Raw genomic sequence first — 15,681 nt, forward strand, 5'->3', positions numbered from 1 at the left:
CGCACACGCGATCACATGCAGCGGCATGCAACAAAGTGCATGTCTGGAGTCGAATCGCTCTTGCCTCGGAACGATACTGCCATTACCCATTTTTGGCCTTGAAGAGGCGGGGGAGCTCTTTCACTGATGGCGACTGTGTCCGAACATCGGCGGGCGTCCGCGTGCGCCTGAAAGAGTTTTGATGCTGCTCGTCGTCGAACAGTTCTTGAACGGATTGCAGTTCGGTCTGCTGCTGTTCCTGCTCGCCGCCGGCCTGACGCTGGTGTTCGGGATCATGGATCTCGTCAACCTCGCGCATGGCTCGCTCTACATGATGGGCGCTTATTTCGCCGCGACCTTTGCGGCCTGGACCGGCAGCTTCCTGCTCGGCGCGCTGCTGGCGCTCGGTGCGACGCTGGTGCTCGGCATCGTGCTCGAAATGACGGCGCTGCGGCATCTCTACGGGCGAGACCATCTCGATCACGTGCTCGCGACCTTCGGCCTGATCCTGTTCTTCAACGAAGCGGTGCGGCTGATCTGGGGCCCGGCTGGTCTCGCGCTGCCGCTGCCGGTCTGGCTCACCGTGCCGGTGCCGATCCTGCCCGGCATTCACTATCCCGCTTATCGCCTCGCCATTATCGTGGTGGCGCTGCTGGTGGCGCTGCTGCTCTATCTCGGCGTGATGCGCACCCGCGTCGGCATGCTGATCCGGGCCGGCGCCTCCAACCGCGAGATGATCGGCGCGCTCGGCATCAACATCAAGCTGCTGTACACGCTGGTGTTCGGCTTGGGGGCCGCGCTCGCCGGCCTTGCAGGGTTGATGCAGGCGCCGATCCTCACCGTGCAGATCGGCATGGGCGAGAACATCCTGATCCTCGCCTTCGTCATCATCGTGATCGGCGGTATCGGTTCGATCCGCGGCGCGTTCCTGGCCGCGATTTTCGTCGGCATGATCGACACGCTCGGCCGCGCCTTCCTGCCCAATTTGCTGCGGCAGGTGCTGAGCGGCGCCGCGGCTTCCACCGCCGCGCCCGCGCTGTCGTCGATGCTGATCTATCTGTTGATGGCGATCGTGCTGGTGGTGCGCCCGGAGGGGCTGTTTCCGGCCAACCGTCGATGAAGGCTTTCACCGTGAGAAAGGCCGTTACGGCCCTGATGCTGGCCGGGCTAGTGCTGCTGCCGCTGTATTCGCAAGTATCGGGCAACATCTTCATCCTGACGCTGTTCACCCGCATCGTCATCCTCGCGCTGGCGGCGGCGAGCCTCAACCTCATTATGGGTTTTGGCGGCATGATGAGCTTCGGCCATGCCGCCTATCTCGGCATCGGCGGTTACGCCGTCGGCATGCTGGCGCAGGAAGGCGTCGGAAGCGGCTTCATCCAGTTCCCGGTCGCGCTCGCGGCGTCCGCGCTTTATGCGCTGGTGATCGGCGCGCTGAGTTTGCGCACCCGCGGCGTCTATTTCATCATGATCACGCTCGCCTTCGCGCAGATGGCCTATTACGTCGCCTCCGGGCTGGCGCGGTACGGCGGCGATGACGGCCTCACCATCTACAAGCGCAGCGATTTCTCCGGGCTGGTCAACCTGTCGAACCGCACCCAGTTCTACTATCTCTGCCTCGCTTGCCTGTTCGGTGTCATCTTCCTGATCTGGCGCATCGTCAATTCGCGCTTCGGTCTTGTCGTGCAGGGGCTGCGCTCAAACGAGCAACGCATGCAGGCGATCGGCTTTCCGGCCAAGCGCTACCAGCTGGTCTGCTTCGTCATCGCAGGCACCATGTGCGGCCTTGCCGGCGCGCTGCTCGCCAACAACACCGATTTCATCAGCCCGGCCGTGATGTACTGGACCCGCTCGGGCGACCTCATGGTGATGGTGATCCTCGGCGGCATGGGGACGCTGTTCGGCCCGGTCATGGGCGCCGTGGTCTATCTGCTGCTGGAAGAGTTCCTGTCGCAGATCACCGAATATTGGGCGCTGATTATGGGCCCGCTGTTGTTGCTGATCGTGCTGTTCGGTCGCGGCGGCATCATGGGCCTGCTCGGGAGGCTCAACCGTGGCTGAACCCTGCTCCGCGTCGAAAAGCTGGTGCGCCGCTTCGGCGGCATCCTTGCGACGGACAACGTCTCGCTCGATGTGGCGGCCGGAGAGCTGCACGCCATCATCGGCCCGAACGGCGCCGGCAAGACCACGCTGATCAGCCAGCTCACCGGACATCTCGAGCCGCATTCCGGCAGCGTCTCTCTCGGCGGTCGCGACATCACCTATTTGCCGGCCTACCGCCGCTGCGCGCTGGGATTGGCGCGTTCGTTCCAGATCACGTCGCTGCTGCCCGACTTCACCGCCGCCGACAATGTCGCGCTCGCGGCCCAGGCGCATGCAGGCCACTCGTTCCGCTTCTTCGCCAATGCGCGCAAGGAGAAGGGCCTGCGCGACGCCGCGCATGAAGCGCTCGACCGCGTCGGGCTGCTGCATCGCGCCGACATCGTCGTGGCGAGACTGAGCCATGGTGAGCGCCGCGAGCTGGAGCTTGCGGTGGCGCTGGCGAGCAAGCCGAAGCTGCTGCTGCTCGACGAGCCGATGGCCGGTCTCGGCGTCACCGAGTCGCAGCGCATGGTGAAGCTGCTCCAGGAGTTGCGCAAGGAGGTCTCGATCGTGCTGGTCGAGCACGACATGCCCGCGGTGTTCGCGCTCGCCGACCGCATCTCGGTGCTGGTCTATGGCCGCGTCATTGCGTCGGGCGATCCCGCTGCGATCCGCGCCAACGAGGACGTCAAGCGCGCCTATCTCGGCGACCAGCACGCGGTGACACACCATGGCTGACGCGCTGCTCGAGGTCGACGGCATCGAGACCTGCTACGGCCTGTCCCAGGTGCTGTTCGGCCTGTCGCTCTCGATCAAAGCCGGCGAGATGGTCTCGCTGATGGGCCGCAACGGCATGGGCAAGACCACCACCATCCGCTCCATCATGGGCCTGACGCCGGCGCGCGCGGGTAGCATTCGCTTCGCGGGCACCGACGTGCGGCAGTTTCCGTCCTACAGGATCGCGCAGCTCGGCGTCGGCCTCGTGCCGGAAGGGCGTCAGATTTTCCCCAACCTCACCGTGCGCGAAAATCTCGTCGCCGCCGCCGCCGACCGCTTTGGCAGTGCCAATCCCTGGACCTTGGCCGCGATCTACGTGCTGTTTCCGCGCCTTGCCGAGCGGGCCTCCAACATGGGCAACCAGCTCTCGGGCGGCGAGCAGCAGATGCTCGCGATCGGCCGCGCGCTGATGACCAACCCAAAACTCCTGATCTTGGATGAAGCGACCGAGGGCCTGGCGCCGCTGATCCGCGAAGAGATCTGGAACTGCCTGTCGATGCTCAAAAGCCGGGGTCAGTCGATCCTGGTCGTCGACAAGAATGTCGACCATCTCGCCCGCATCTGCGATCGCCACACCATCATCGAGCGCGGCAAGACAGTGTGGAGCGGCACGTCGGACCAGCTGATGGCCGAGCCGGATCTGCAGCATAAGTATCTGGGGATTTGAGACGGTGAGGGGCGCCACGCTGGTGCCGCTCACTCGGTGTCGTCCTGGCGAAGGCCAGGACCCATACCGCAAGGTCTGTCCATTGTGGACGGTATCAGTCCCGAACGGTCCTCGCCAAACCCCTTCCTGGGGTAATGGGTCCTGGCCTTCGCCAGGACGACATCCGGGCTCTCACCAATAAATCCCATGCCGGTGCAGTTCGCGGATCACGCGCGCCTCGGTGGACGGCTGCCGGCGTTTCGGCTTGGCTGTTTCGGTCGTCCTGGCAATTGGCGCAGCGGTCGCCTGAGCAGGCGCCGCGGCCGGAGCTGTTGTTGCCGGCGGAGCTGAAGCGGGTGTGGTGGTCGCCGTCTGGACATTTGCCGCTGGCGTCGTCGCCGGGACCTGTGTTGCCTGCGGTGCGGCCGCCGGCGGTGAGGCCGGTTGTTCGGCCGCCTGCTGGCTTGCGTTGGTCGCCGCGAGGCTGAGGCTTCGCGGGCCGCCGGCATGCGCCTGCGTTGCGAACAGCGACACAGTTGCGATCAGGATCAGCTTGCGCATGGAAAATCCCCGTTATCTGGTCAGCTCGTCTTACCTAAGCCGCCCGTTAGCGCGCCAAACGGTGCGTGCCGATGTCAATGAGGGTGGCGCGGCAGGACAGGCGATAGATCAGGCTGAATAATTGACCGAACATGACCGAACTCCATTGTTGATCACGGTGGTCACCCTACATCCGCTGTCTTTCCGCCGGTTTTCGCGGAGCAGGGAAAATGGCTTCGTCGGGAGCGGTCAAATGTCGTCGGAACAGAGCGGACGAAGTCGCCTCACGAGGAGGTGAGGCGCACCCGGCTCAAAACATCTCGAAATACTCCCGATGTTCCCAATCCGTCACCTCGGCCAGGAAGCGGTCGATCTCCGCATTCTTGATATGGGTGTAATAGTCCACGAACTCCGCGCCGAGTTTTTCGCGGAAGAACGGATCGTCCTTCAGCGCGCTGACCGCGTCGCGCAGGCTCTTCGGCAGCAGCGGTGCCTTAGTCTCGTAAGGCGTATCGGCGGAGAGGCCGGGGTCGAGCTTGCGGTCGACGCCGTCAAGGCCGGCTAGAATCTGCGAAGCCATGTAGAGATAGGGATTGGCGGCCGGCTCGCCGACGCGGTTCTCGAGGCGCGTGGCGGCGTCGCCGGCGCCACCGAGCACGCGGATCATCACGCCGCGATTGTCGCGGCCCCAGATCGCGCGGTCCGGCGCCAGCGAATAGGAGCGATAGCGCTTGTAGCCGTTGATGGTCGGCGTGGTGAACACGGTCGAGGCGCGGGCGTGGTCGAGCAGGCCGGCGAGATAGCCATGGCCGAAGGCGCTGAGCGGCTCGCCACCCTCTTTCGCCATGAATTGGTTCTCGCCGCTCGTGCGCGAGACGATCGATTGATGCAGGTGCCAGCCGCTCGCCAACGTGTTCGGCAGTTTCGGACGGCACATGAAGGTGGCGTGATAGCCGTGGCGGCGCGCGATCTGCTTCACGGCACTGCGGAACAACACCATGTTGTCGGCGGGCTCCAGCCCCTTTTTCGGCGCGAAGGTGAATTCGCACTGGCTCGGTCCGAACTCGACCTCGACCGAGCGCAAGGGCAGCCCCAGCGCGACGATGTCGCGGCGCAGGATTTCCAACGCCGGCTCCATCTGATCGAAGCGCTGCTCGGTGAGATATTGATAGCCGTGGCTGAGCAGGCTCACCGACGGGGGCGTCCCGGGCTGGCCGGCGTCCTCGGGCCGCATATGCGGATCGTCGAGCTTGAAGATGTGGAATTCGACCTCGAGACCTGCGACGAAATCGTAGCCGCGGCTCGCGAGCTCATCGAGCGTCTTGCGATAAATCCCACGCGTCGCGAACGGCACGGGACGGCCGTTCGCGAAGTAGAGATCGCATAGCACCCAGCCGGTCGCCGGCGCCCAAGGCAGCACGCGAAAAGTTGTGGGGTCGGCGACCATCAGCACATCGGCCGCGCCCTCCATCTCCTTCATGCCGAACCCGCCGCCGGCGGTGAACACCGGAAATACCGTGCGGTGCGAGGTGTCCTTCGCAAGCATCGTCGTGGTGATGGAGCAGCCGCTCTCGAGCGAAGCGAGCGCCTCGGCGGCGATGATGGTCTTGCCACGCAAGATGCCGTGCTGGTCGGGGAAGGCGAGGCGGATGACCTCGAGATTCTTCTCCTCGACGATCCGACGCATCCGAGTTGCCGCGTCCCTCTGCTCGTCCGACCACAGCGCATGTCGCGCGACGAAAGTCACTTTTTCACTCCCCAACTGCCGTAGGGTGGGCAAAGCGAAGCGTGCCCACCACGTCTATCGCCTTCGTGGAAGCATGGTGGGCACGGCGCTTTGCGCCTTTGCCCACCCTACGGGAGCCGAGCACGATCGTCACTCCGCCGCCGTCAGCCGATGCACATTCTCCGCGATCTCCTTCGGCACCGGTGCGGTCCAGGGGCGCCGCGGCGGCGCTTGACGTCGACTTCCATCCAGTAGGTTTCCCAGCCCCGCGTCGGCCCGATGCCGTCCATGGTGGCCGGACCCTGGATGCTGCACGCGTTGGCCGCGTCGAGAAACAGCATCGGCTTCTCGCCGCCCGCGACCTTCTCGATTTCCTGCCGCAGCAGGCGGCGATATTGCACGATGGCCTTGTCGCTCGTGCCGAGATGCTCTTTCGTACGGTCCTGGATCGCGCCCATCGACTCCACCGCCCACTGGTCGTGCACGTTGATGTCGCTGCCCATGCCGGTGTAGGTCGCGGTCTGCTGCTCGTGCGGATCGAAACCGTAATCGTTGCCGCTGTTCTTGCGCGATTTGTAGTCGGGCAGCTCGTAGAGCTCGAGCCGCTGCTCGCGCATTTTCTGCTTGTCGACCGGGTTCGCGTAGCTGGTGAAGATCGCGTACCAGTAACAGTTCCCGTCATCGATCGGGACGTGCCACTGCGTGATCGTCATCTCCGTGCTCATGGGAATGACGAAGCCGTGCGGGAAGAGCTGGTTGGTGACGCGTACATGGGTACGCTCCTCGTCGATCTCGCGCAGCGCAATCAGCCGCAGTCCGTATTCGGTGTGCTCGACATTGATGATCGGGCGGTCGAATTCACGCAGGATCTTCGTCATCGGCAGGTCGCTACCTGCGGACGCGCCGCGGAACTGCCTGCCGTAGGCGGTGGAGGTGTCCTCGTCCTCGAAGAAACGATGCAGATAGGACGCATGCGCGGGATCGATGCCGACCTCGAGCGCCTGCAGCCAGTTGCAGGCCATGTGGCCCTTGAAGGCGAAGGTGTGCGTGCCGGGTGCGATGAAGCAGTCGAGTTCTGGAAAGGCCGGCGGATCGCCCTCGCCGAGATAAGCCCACAGGATGCCGCTCTTCTCCACCACCGGATATGAGCGCTGCCGGACGTTCTGGCAGAGCTTCGAGTCGTTCGGCTCGGCCGGGGTCTCGATGCATTGGCCGGTCGCGTCGAACAGCCAGCCGTGGAAGGCGCAGCGCAGGCCGCCATGCTCGAGCCGTCCGAAGGCGAGGTCGGCGCCGCGGTGCGCGCAGTGGCGGTCGATCAGGCCGTAGCGTCCGCCCTCGTCGCGGAACAGGACCAAATTCTCGCCGAGCAGCTTGACGGGGCGGATCGGCCGCGCGCCCTCCAGCTCATCGAGCAGCGCCGCCGGCTGCCAATAGCTTCGCATCAGTCTGCCGCAGGGCTCCTTCGCCCCAGTGCGGGTGATCAGGTCGTTCTGCTCCTGGCTCATCATGGCGAGTGCATCCTCGTGGAGTGACGTTTGTTCGCCTATTGAACGAATGGGCGAATTATGACATGCCTTGGTCCGGCAGCAAGCACTATTTTGCAGGAACGTCCCGACATGCCCAAACTGAAGCGGAGCGAGAGCGACGAACGCGCGACGGATTTCGTCGAGAGTCTCGATCGCGGGCTACGCCTGCTGCAGTGCTTCGGCACCAATGCGGGCCCGATGACGCTCAGCGATCTGGCCCGCGCCGCCGGTCTTCCGCGCGCAACCGCGCGGCGCATGCTGTTGACGCTCCAGTACGGCGGTTTTGTCAGCGGCGATGGAAAACTGTTCTCGCTGACGCCCCATGTGCTGACGCTCGCGGCGTCGTATCTGCGGTCCAACCAGCTTGTCACGGTGCTGCAACCGGTGCTGGATCGTGTCGCGACCGCGGCGAACGAAATCTCCTCGCTCGCAGTGCTCGATGGCGATGACGTCGTGTTCATCGCCCGTGGTGGCCCGGCGCGGGTGTTTTCGAGCGGACTCGAGATCGGCTATCGGTTGCCGGCCTTCTGCACCTCGGTCGGCCGCGCCATGCTCGGGCAACTCGATGATATCGAACTTCTCGAACGCCTGAAGAGAATGAAGCGCGAGGCGCTGACGCCGCAGACGGTGACCGAGCCGAAGGCATTGCTCGCGCGCATTGTCGCCGACCGCGTGCAAGGCTATGCGCTGGTCGACCGCGAAGCCGAGCCGCATTTTCGCTCGATCTCCGTCCCCGTGCGCCGCTATGACAATGTCATCGTCGCCGCCATCAACATGGGCGCCCACGTCGATCGCGTGCCGGCCAAAGAGTTGGTCGTGCGGTTTTTGCCGTTACTGTGTGAAGGCGCGGAGTCCGTCGGTACGCAGCTGTTGTAGCCTGGATGGAGCGAAGCGAAATCCGGGGATATCACCGCGGGCGAGATCTTCCCGGATTGCGCTTCGCTGCATCCGGGCTACTGCGCGGCTAGCGGTTGCGCATCCAGTCGGCGAGGCCCGACAGGGCGCGATCGAGGTCCTGCCGCGCCGCGGCGTCCACAACCGTCTCCTCCAGCGCCCAGCGCATGCAGAGCAGCCAGGCGTTGCGCTCGGCGTCGCCGATGGCAAAGCCGATGTGGCGCTGACGCAGTCGCGGATGGCCCTTCTCGACTGAGTACAGTTTTGGGCCGCCGGTCCATTCGGTGAGATAGCGCTTGAGCACGTCCCGGATCAGGCCGAGGTCGTCCGCATGCATCGCGCGGATGATGTTCGCTTGCGGCAGCGTGTCCATGCGGTCGTAGAAACGATCGACCAGAAGGTCGATGGCGGCGCTGCCGCCGATCCGCTCGAACATCGACGTCGTGACATCGCTGTCGGTCATAGCTACAGCGCCACGCTGCGCAGCCCGAAGCTGCGGGCTTCGTTTTGCAGCACCGGGCGCACCGCGTCGATCAGCCGTGCGGCGGCGGCGTCCACCGACAGCCCTGCCGTATCCACCACCGCCGTCGCGCGCGCATATAGCGGCTCGCGGCTGAGCAGGATGTTGCGCAGTTCCGCCATCGCGGAACGGTCGTCCGCCATCGGCCGCAGATCGCCCTGGCGGCGCACGCGGGCCATGTGCTCTTCCGGCTCGGCTTTCAGCCAGATCGTGTAGAACGACGAGAGAATCTGGTCGAACGTCAAGGGCTCCGAGACGATGCCGCCGCCGGTCGCCAGCACCATCAGCTCGTTGCGTGCGAGAAGCTGCTGGAGCGCGGCCTGCTCCATGCGGCGAAAGCCTTCCTGACCGTAGAGCGCGATGATCTCGGCGACCGAGAGACCGTTTTGCTGCTCGACCTCCTTGTTGAGTTCGACGAAGCTCCAGCCGACCTTCTTCGCCAAGATCTTGCCGAGCGTCGATTTGCCGGCGCCGCGCAGGCCGATCAGCGCGATGCCGCAGAACGGCGCGCGGCGCGGCGTCGATGCGCTGCCGCCAGCGAGCAGATCCTTGGCCTGGGCGATCTGGGCAGGCGTCGCCTTGCGCAGCAGGTCGCGAAACATCTGCCAGTCCGGTGTCGGATCGGCCGAGGGCAGCAGGTCTTCCAGATGTGCGCCCATCGCATCCGACACCCGGCGCAGCAGCACGATGGAGACATTGCCCTTGCCGCTTTCGAGCTGAGCAATATAGCGCTCCGATATGCCCGAAACCTTCGCGAGCACTTTTCGCGACATGCCGCGCAGTGCGCGCATCGTGCGCACGCGCTGGCCGAGTTGTTCGAGGAAGCGGGATTCGGCGTCGGGACTGTCGGTCATGGGCCTTCTTTAGCGGGTGCCTTCTTTAAAGGATGTCCTGCGGCGCATTTTAATGAAACATAATGCGTGATAGCATTGACAGCAAGCCAATGCAGTGTCTTTCTATGAATTATAATTCTAAATTCGGGGGAGACGACCGTGAGCGAGGGATCCTACAACGCGGTGACCTGGCTGCTCGACCGTAACGTCGAGGAGGGCCGCGGCGACAAGGTCGTGTTCGACGACACCGTCTCGCGGCTCACCTATGGCGAGCTCCAACAGCAGACCTGCCGCGCCGCCAACATGCTGCGTCGTCTCGGCGTCCGCCGCGAAGAGCGCGTGGCGATGATCATGCTGGATACGATCGATTTCCCGATCGTGTTTCTGGGCGCGATCCGCGCCGGCATTTTGCCGGTGCCGCTCAACACGCTGCTGACCGCGGATCAATACGCCTACACCCTCGCGGACTGCCGCGCGCGCGTGCTGTTCGTGTCCGAAGCGCTCTATCCCGTCATCAAGGATGTGGTCGGCCGGATGCCGGATCTCGAGCATGTCGTGGTGTCCGGCGCCAAGATGAACGGCCACAAGCAGCTCGCTGAAGAACTCGCGCGCGAAAGCGATCGATTCGCGACGGCCGCGACGCATCCGGACGAGCCGGCGTTCTGGCTGTACTCGTCGGGCTCAACCGGCATGCCCAAGGGCGTGCGCCATCTGCATTCCAACCTGCAGGCGACGGCCGACACCTACGCCAAGCAGGTGCTGGGCATCCGAGAGACCGATATCGGCCTCTCCGCGGCAAAGCTGTTCTTCGCCTATGGCCTCGGCAATGCGCTGACCTTCCCGATGTCGGTCGGCGCCACCACGATTTTGAACAGCGAGCGGCCGACGCCGGCGCGGATGTTCGACCTGATGAATCGCTATAATCCATCGATCTTCTACGGTGTACCGACGCTGTTCGCGGCGATGCTGAACGACGAGGCGATGAAGAACGAGCGTGGCGGCAAATCGCTGCGCATCTGCACCTCCGCCGGCGAGGCGCTGCCGGAATCCGTCGGCAACAGCTGGAAGGCCCGCTTCGGCGTCGACATCCTCGATGGTGTCGGCTCGACCGAGCTGTTGCATATCTTCCTGTCGAACGCGCCCGGCGACATCAAATATGGTTCGTCCGGCAAGCCAGTGCCGGGCTATGCGGTCCGGCTCGTCAATGAAGCGGGCCAGGACGTGGCTGATGGCGAAGTCGGCGAACTGCTGGTCGACGCGCCCTCCGCCGGCGAGGGTTACTGGAATCAGCGCCACAAGAGCCGCCGCACCTTTGAAGGACCGTGGACCCGCACCGGTGACAAATACATCCGGGACACTGAGGGCCGCTACACCTTCTGCGGCCGCGCCGACGACATGTTCAAGGTCTCCGGCATCTGGGTCTCCCTGTTCGAGGTCGAAAGCGCGTTGATCACGCACCCGGCCGTGCTGGAGGCCGCCGTCGTGCCGGAGGCCGATCGGGAGGGCCTGTTCAAGCCCAAGGCCTTCGTCGTGCTGCGCCCCGGCGCAAAGACGACGGAGTTGCAGGAGATGCTGAAGGAGCACGTCAAGCAGAAGATCGGCCCCTGGAAATATCCGCGCTGGATCGACGTGGTGGAGTCGTTGCCGAAGACGGCGACGGGAAAGATCCAGCGGTTCAAATTGCGCGACGGGGCGAATTAGTCAGCTCGTCATTCCGGGGCGATGCGAAGCATCGAACCCGGAATCTCGAGCCGCAAAGACAATATCGAGATTCCGGATCAACTCGCTTTGCGAGTTGTCCGGAATGACGGAGTGAATTGGAAACTCAGCATGACCGACCTCACCCCCACCGGCTTCCTTAGTATCGGCAACACCAGTCTCGAATACAAATGGCTGGCGCCGCATTCTGCGGACGCGCCGAGCATCGTCATGCTGCATGAAGGGCTCGGCTCGGTCGGGCTGTGGGGCGAATTCCCGGAAAAACTTCGGGAGGCGACCGGCGCCGGCATCTTCGCTTACTCGCGTGCAGGCTATGGCCAGTCGAGCCCGGTGATGCTGCCGCGGCCGCTCGACTACATGCAGCGCGAGGCGCTCGACGTGCTGCCGAAGGTCCTTGACGCAATCGGCTTCAAGCGTGGCCTGTTACTCGGCCATTCCGACGGCGCCTCGATCGCGGCGATCTATGCGGGCGCGCATCAGGATCACCGGCTCTGGGGCCTCGTGCTGATGGCGCCGCATTTCATCGTCGAGGACATCTCGGTGCTGTCGATCGCGGCGATCAAGACCGCCTATGAGACCACGGACCTCAGGCCAAAACTCGCGCGCTGGCACAAGGATGTCGACAACGCCTTCTATGGCTGGAACGGCGCCTGGCTCGATCCGGCATTCCGCGCCTGGGACATCTCGGAATATCTCGCCTACATCCGCGTTCCCGTGCTGGTCCTACAAGGCGTGGACGACCAGTACGGGACGCTGCGTCAGGCCGAGATCGCGCAGCAAGAATGCTATTGCCCGGTCGATTTGAAAGTCCTTTCAGGCGCTGCGCATTCTCCGCATCGCGAAGCTCCGGGGCAGACGCTTGACGCGATTGAGCAATTTGCAGCAGCGGCCCTGCGCCAAGACATGAAACAACAAGACATGAAACAAAATGCATGTACGTCTCGATAACGGGGTAGACGCGCTCACGAATATGCATTATTGTGCATCCAGCGGTTCAAACCGAAGATCAAAATCAAGCTCAAGGGTGGCCCATGGCCGGGGAAGATCGGCGCCTCGCAGGCGGCGCGACATTCATCGATTTCCAGACCGACCCGTCGCGGTACCGGCACTGGAAGCTCGCGGTCGAGGGTGACGTTGCGACCCTGACCATGGACGTCGACGAGAATGGCGGCCTGTTCGAGGGGTATCTGCTCAAGCTCAATTCCTACGATCTCGGCGTCGACATCGAACTCGCGGACGCGGTCCAGCGCCTGCGCTTCGAGCACCCCGAGGTGAAGGTCGTAGTGATGCGCTCGGCCAAGAACCGTGTGTTCTGCGCCGGCGCCAATATCCGCATGCTCGCCGGCTCGACCCACGCCCACAAGGTCAATTTCTGCAAGTTCACCAACGAGACCCGCAATGGCATGGAAGACTCCTCGGAGAATTCCGGCCAGCGCTTCATCACGGTTGTGAACGGCTCGGCCGCTGGCGGCGGCTATGAGCTCGCGCTTGCCACCGACCACATCATGCTCGCCGACGATGGCGCGTCGGCGGTTGCGCTCCCCGAGGTGCCGCTGCTCGCGGTGCTGCCGGGCACCGGCGGGCTGACCCGCGTCGTCGACAAGCGCAAGGTGCGCCGCGACCACGCGGACTTCTTCTGCACGATCGAGGAAGGCGTGAAGGGCAAGCGCGCCGTGCAATGGCGTCTCGTCGACGAGATCGCGCCGAATTCGAAACTGGAGGCCAAGATCACCGAGCGCGCCCGCGAGTTTGCGGCGGCCTCGAAGCGCAATGGCAGCGGCAAGGGCGTTGCGCTGACGCCGCTCAAGCGCGTGATCGACGCGACCAGCCTGCGCTATGGCTTCGTCACGGTCGACATCGACCGCGCTGCCCGCATCGCCGCCATCTCGATCAAGGCGCCGGAGACCGCGCCGCCTGCCGACATCGACGGCATGATGGCGCAGGGCGCCGCGTTCTGGCCGTTGCAAGTGGCACGCGAGCTCGATGATGCCATCCTGCACCTGCGCATCAACGAGCTCGAGATCGCGATGCTGCTGTTCAAGAGCCACGGCGACCGCGCCCACGTGCTCGCCTGCGACGCCTTCCTCGAAACCAATAAGACCCACTGGCTGGTCAACGAGATCCGCCATTACTGGAAGCGCGTGCTCAAGCGCATCGACGTCACCTCGCGTACGCTGGTCACACTGGTCGAGCCCGGCTCGTGCTTTGCCGGTACGCTCGCCGAGCTCGTGTTCGCCGCCGACCGCTCCTATATGCTGATCGGCACCCGTCAGGGCGACAACCGCCCGCCGCCGTCGATCGAGCTCTCCGCGATGAACTTTGGCCCGTATCCGATGAGCCACGGCTTGACGCGCCTGCAATCGCGCTTCCAGGCCGATCCATCCGATGTGAACCGTGCGGAAGACACTATCGGCACGACTCTCGATGCCGAGGCCGCCGAAGAACTCGGGCTCGTCACCTTCGCACTCGACGACATCGACTGGGACGACGAGGTCCGCGTTTTCCTGGAGGAGCGCGCCAGCTTCTCGCCGGACAGCCTCACCGGCATGGAAGCGAGCCTGCGCTTCGTCGGCCCCGAGACGATGGAATCGAAGATCTTCTCGCGCCTGACCGCCTGGCAGAACTGGATCTTCCAGCGCCCCAATGCGGTCGGCGAAGAAGGCGCGCTGCGCCGTTACGGCAGCGGCCAGAAGCCGAAATTCGATATGACGAGAGTGTAACGACATTCACTGCGTCATGGCCGGGCAAAAGCGCGAAGCGCGTCTTCGTACAGATGTCCCGGCCATCCACGTCCTTGGCTCAGAAAGCAAGAACGTGGATGCCCGGTACAAGGCCGGGCATGACGGAAGAGATCGCAAGGAGTACGGCCATGAACATCATGAACGTCGACTACTCGACCAAGATTCCGAACAACGTCAATCTCGCCGAAGACCGCCAGGTCTTGAAGGCGCTGGAAGGCTGGCATCCCGGCTACATGGATTGGTGGAGCGACATGGGGCCGGAGGGTTTTCAGGAATCGCTGGTGTATCTGCGCACGGCCTACTCGGTCGATCCGCGCGGCTGGGCCAAGTTCGACTACGTGCGCATGCCCGACTATCGCTGGGGCATTCTGCTTGCGCCGCAGGAAGAGAACCGCGTGGTGCCGTTCGGCGAGCACTTTGGCGAGCCGGCCTGGCAGGAAGTCCCAGGCGAGTATCGCGCCATGCTGCGCCGCCTGATCGTGATCCAGGGCGACACCGAGCCCGCCTCGGTCGAGCAGCAGCGCCATCTCGGCAAGACCGCGCCTTCGCTCTATGACATGCGCAACCTGTTCCAGGTCAATGTCGAGGAAGGCCGCCATCTCTGGGCGATGGTCTACCTGCTCCAGAAATATTTCGGCCGCGACGGCCGCGAGGAGGCCGACGATTTGTTGCGCCGCCGTTCCGGTGACGCGGATTCGCCGCGGATGCTCGGCGCTTTCAACGAGGCGACGCCGGACTGGCTGTCCTTCTTCATGTTCACCTATTTCACCGACCGTGACGGTAAGATGCAGCTGCACTCGCTGGCGCAGTCGGGCTTCGACCCGCTGTCGCGCACCTGTCGCTTCATGCTGACTGAGGAAGCGCACCACATGTTCGTCGGCGAGACCGGCATCACCCGCGTCGTGCAGCGCACCTGCGATGCGATGAAGGAAGCGGGTATCTCCGATCCGACCGACATTGCGAAAGTCCGCGCGCTCGGTGTGATCGATCTGCCGACGATCCAGAAGAAGCTGAACCTGCACTATACGCTGTCACTTGATCTCTTCGGCTCGGAAGTCTCGACCAACGCGGCCAACGCCTTCAACACCGGTATCAAGGGTCGCTATCATGAAACCCAGATCGACGATGATCACCAGCTCAAGAACGCCACCTATCCGGTACTCAAGTTCATCGACGGCGAGATCAAGCTGGTGGATGAGCCGGCGCTGACCGCGCTCAACATGCGCCTGCGCGACGATTACAGCCAGGATTGCGTCAAGGGCATGCTGCGCTGGAACAAGGTGATCTCGACCGCGGGATACGACTTCCAGCTCAAGCTGCCCAACGTCGCCTTCCACCGTCACATCGGCGAGTTCAAGGACATCCATGCCACGCCGGACGGTCTGTTGATCGACGATGCGACCTGGGCGAAACGCAAGGATGAATGGCTGCCCTCGATCGCGGACGGCGACTTCATCACTTCGCTGATGCAGCCCGTCACCGAGACCGGCCAGTTCGCCTCCTGGATCTCGCCGCCGAAAGTCGGCATCGACAACAAGCCGGGCGATTTCGAGTACGTGAAGATCGAGTCGTGAGGGGCTGCTAGCGAGACGCAACGGCAGCGAGTCACACTCACCTGTCGTCCCGGCGGAGGCCGGGACCCATAACCACAGCGAGTTGTTTGGCGAAGACTCGTCGTTCGGTACTCCTACCCAGCCG

13 protein-coding genes and 1 pseudogene are annotated in these 15,681 nt (G+C 63.9%); 9 read left to right on the plus strand and 5 right to left on the minus strand.

Features of this window, described 5'->3' with window-relative positions; all coding sequences use genetic code 11:
* Nucleotides 1-181: 181 nt before the first annotated feature.
* The 4 genes from AB8Z38_RS25585 to AB8Z38_RS25600 are packed head-to-tail and all read left to right on the plus strand — an operon-like array spanning nt 182 to nt 3,505.
* Nucleotides 182-1,099, plus strand: a complete 918-nt coding sequence (locus AB8Z38_RS25585; RefSeq protein ID WP_369720521.1) for a branched-chain amino acid ABC transporter permease — start codon at nt 182-184, stop codon at nt 1,097-1,099.
* On the plus strand, nt 1,096-2,040 hold the full coding sequence (locus tag AB8Z38_RS25590) for a branched-chain amino acid ABC transporter permease (protein ID WP_369720522.1): 945 nt from the start codon (nt 1,096-1,098) through the stop codon (nt 2,038-2,040). The genes AB8Z38_RS25585 and AB8Z38_RS25590 overlap by 4 nt, the downstream gene beginning before the upstream one ends.
* 3 nt (nt 2,041-2,043) lie before the next feature.
* Entirely contained in the window at nt 2,044-2,799 is a 756-nt protein-coding gene (locus tag AB8Z38_RS25595; RefSeq protein WP_369726605.1) for an ABC transporter ATP-binding protein, read from the plus strand.
* A complete protein-coding gene (locus tag AB8Z38_RS25600) occupies nt 2,792-3,505 on the plus strand; it encodes an ABC transporter ATP-binding protein (protein ID WP_369720523.1) in 714 nt (237 codons plus the stop codon). Before AB8Z38_RS25595 ends, AB8Z38_RS25600 begins: the two co-directional genes overlap by 8 nt.
* A 171-nt stretch (nt 3,506-3,676) precedes the next feature.
* Here the strand turns inward: AB8Z38_RS25600 and AB8Z38_RS25605 are convergent, their stop codons facing one another.
* The 3 genes and pseudogenes from AB8Z38_RS25605 to AB8Z38_RS25615 all read right to left on the minus strand — a co-directional run bounded on the left by AB8Z38_RS25605 (nt 3,677) and on the right by AB8Z38_RS25615 (nt 7,258).
* Nucleotides 3,677-4,045, minus strand: a complete 369-nt coding sequence (locus tag AB8Z38_RS25605; protein ID WP_369720524.1) for a hypothetical protein — start codon at nt 4,043-4,045, stop codon at nt 3,677-3,679.
* A 289-nt stretch (nt 4,046-4,334) separates the two neighbouring features.
* Complete coding sequence (locus AB8Z38_RS25610; protein WP_369720525.1) at nt 4,335-5,771, minus strand: glutamine synthetase family protein; 1,437 nt, start codon at nt 5,769-5,771, stop codon at nt 4,335-4,337.
* A gap of 129 nt (nt 5,772-5,900) precedes the next feature.
* Nucleotides 5,901-7,258: pseudogene (locus AB8Z38_RS25615) on the minus strand (Rieske 2Fe-2S domain-containing protein).
* A gap of 108 nt (nt 7,259-7,366) precedes the next feature.
* Here AB8Z38_RS25615 and AB8Z38_RS25620 point away from each other — a divergent pair.
* Nucleotides 7,367-8,152 carry an IclR family transcriptional regulator C-terminal domain-containing protein gene (locus AB8Z38_RS25620; protein ID WP_369720526.1) on the plus strand — a complete coding sequence of 262 codons (786 nt, stop codon included), beginning with the start codon at nt 7,367-7,369 and terminating at the stop codon, nt 8,150-8,152.
* 88 nt (nt 8,153-8,240) lie between these two features.
* Here AB8Z38_RS25620 and AB8Z38_RS25625 read toward each other — a convergent pair whose 3' ends face one another.
* Together AB8Z38_RS25625 and AB8Z38_RS25630 are read right to left on the minus strand one after the other, a co-directional pair.
* On the minus strand, nt 8,241-8,633 hold the full coding sequence (locus AB8Z38_RS25625) for a group II truncated hemoglobin (RefSeq protein ID WP_369720527.1): 393 nt from the start codon (nt 8,631-8,633) through the stop codon (nt 8,241-8,243).
* Between the two features lie 2 nt (nt 8,634-8,635).
* Nucleotides 8,636-9,544: a helix-turn-helix transcriptional regulator gene (locus AB8Z38_RS25630; RefSeq protein ID WP_369720528.1), complete on the minus strand. Its 909-nt coding sequence runs from the start codon at nt 9,542-9,544 to the stop codon at nt 8,636-8,638.
* A 138-nt stretch (nt 9,545-9,682) separates the two neighbouring features.
* On the opposite strand from AB8Z38_RS25630, the gene AB8Z38_RS25635 reads away from it, so the two are divergent.
* The 4 genes from AB8Z38_RS25635 (at nt 9,683) to boxB (ending at nt 15,557) form a co-directional block, all read left to right on the plus strand.
* Complete coding sequence (locus tag AB8Z38_RS25635; protein WP_369720529.1) at nt 9,683-11,224, plus strand: benzoate-CoA ligase family protein; 1,542 nt, start codon at nt 9,683-9,685, stop codon at nt 11,222-11,224.
* Nucleotides 11,225-11,353: 129 nt separating this feature from the next.
* On the plus strand, nt 11,354-12,190 hold the full coding sequence (locus AB8Z38_RS25640) for an alpha/beta fold hydrolase (RefSeq protein WP_369720530.1): 837 nt from the start codon (nt 11,354-11,356) through the stop codon (nt 12,188-12,190).
* An 83-nt stretch (nt 12,191-12,273) separates the two neighbouring features.
* A complete protein-coding gene (gene boxC / locus AB8Z38_RS25645) occupies nt 12,274-13,962 on the plus strand; it encodes a 2,3-epoxybenzoyl-CoA dihydrolase (RefSeq protein WP_369720531.1) in 1,689 nt (562 codons plus the stop codon).
* Nucleotides 13,963-14,120: 158 nt separating this feature from the next.
* Nucleotides 14,121-15,557, plus strand: coding sequence for a benzoyl-CoA 2,3-epoxidase subunit BoxB (boxB, locus tag AB8Z38_RS25650; RefSeq protein WP_369726606.1), 1,437 nt, complete (start codon nt 14,121-14,123; stop codon nt 15,555-15,557).
* Nucleotides 15,558-15,681 lie beyond the last annotated feature (124 nt).

This window comes from Bradyrhizobium sp. LLZ17 (assembly GCF_041200145.1).
GTDB lineage: Bacteria > Pseudomonadota > Alphaproteobacteria > Rhizobiales > Xanthobacteraceae > Bradyrhizobium.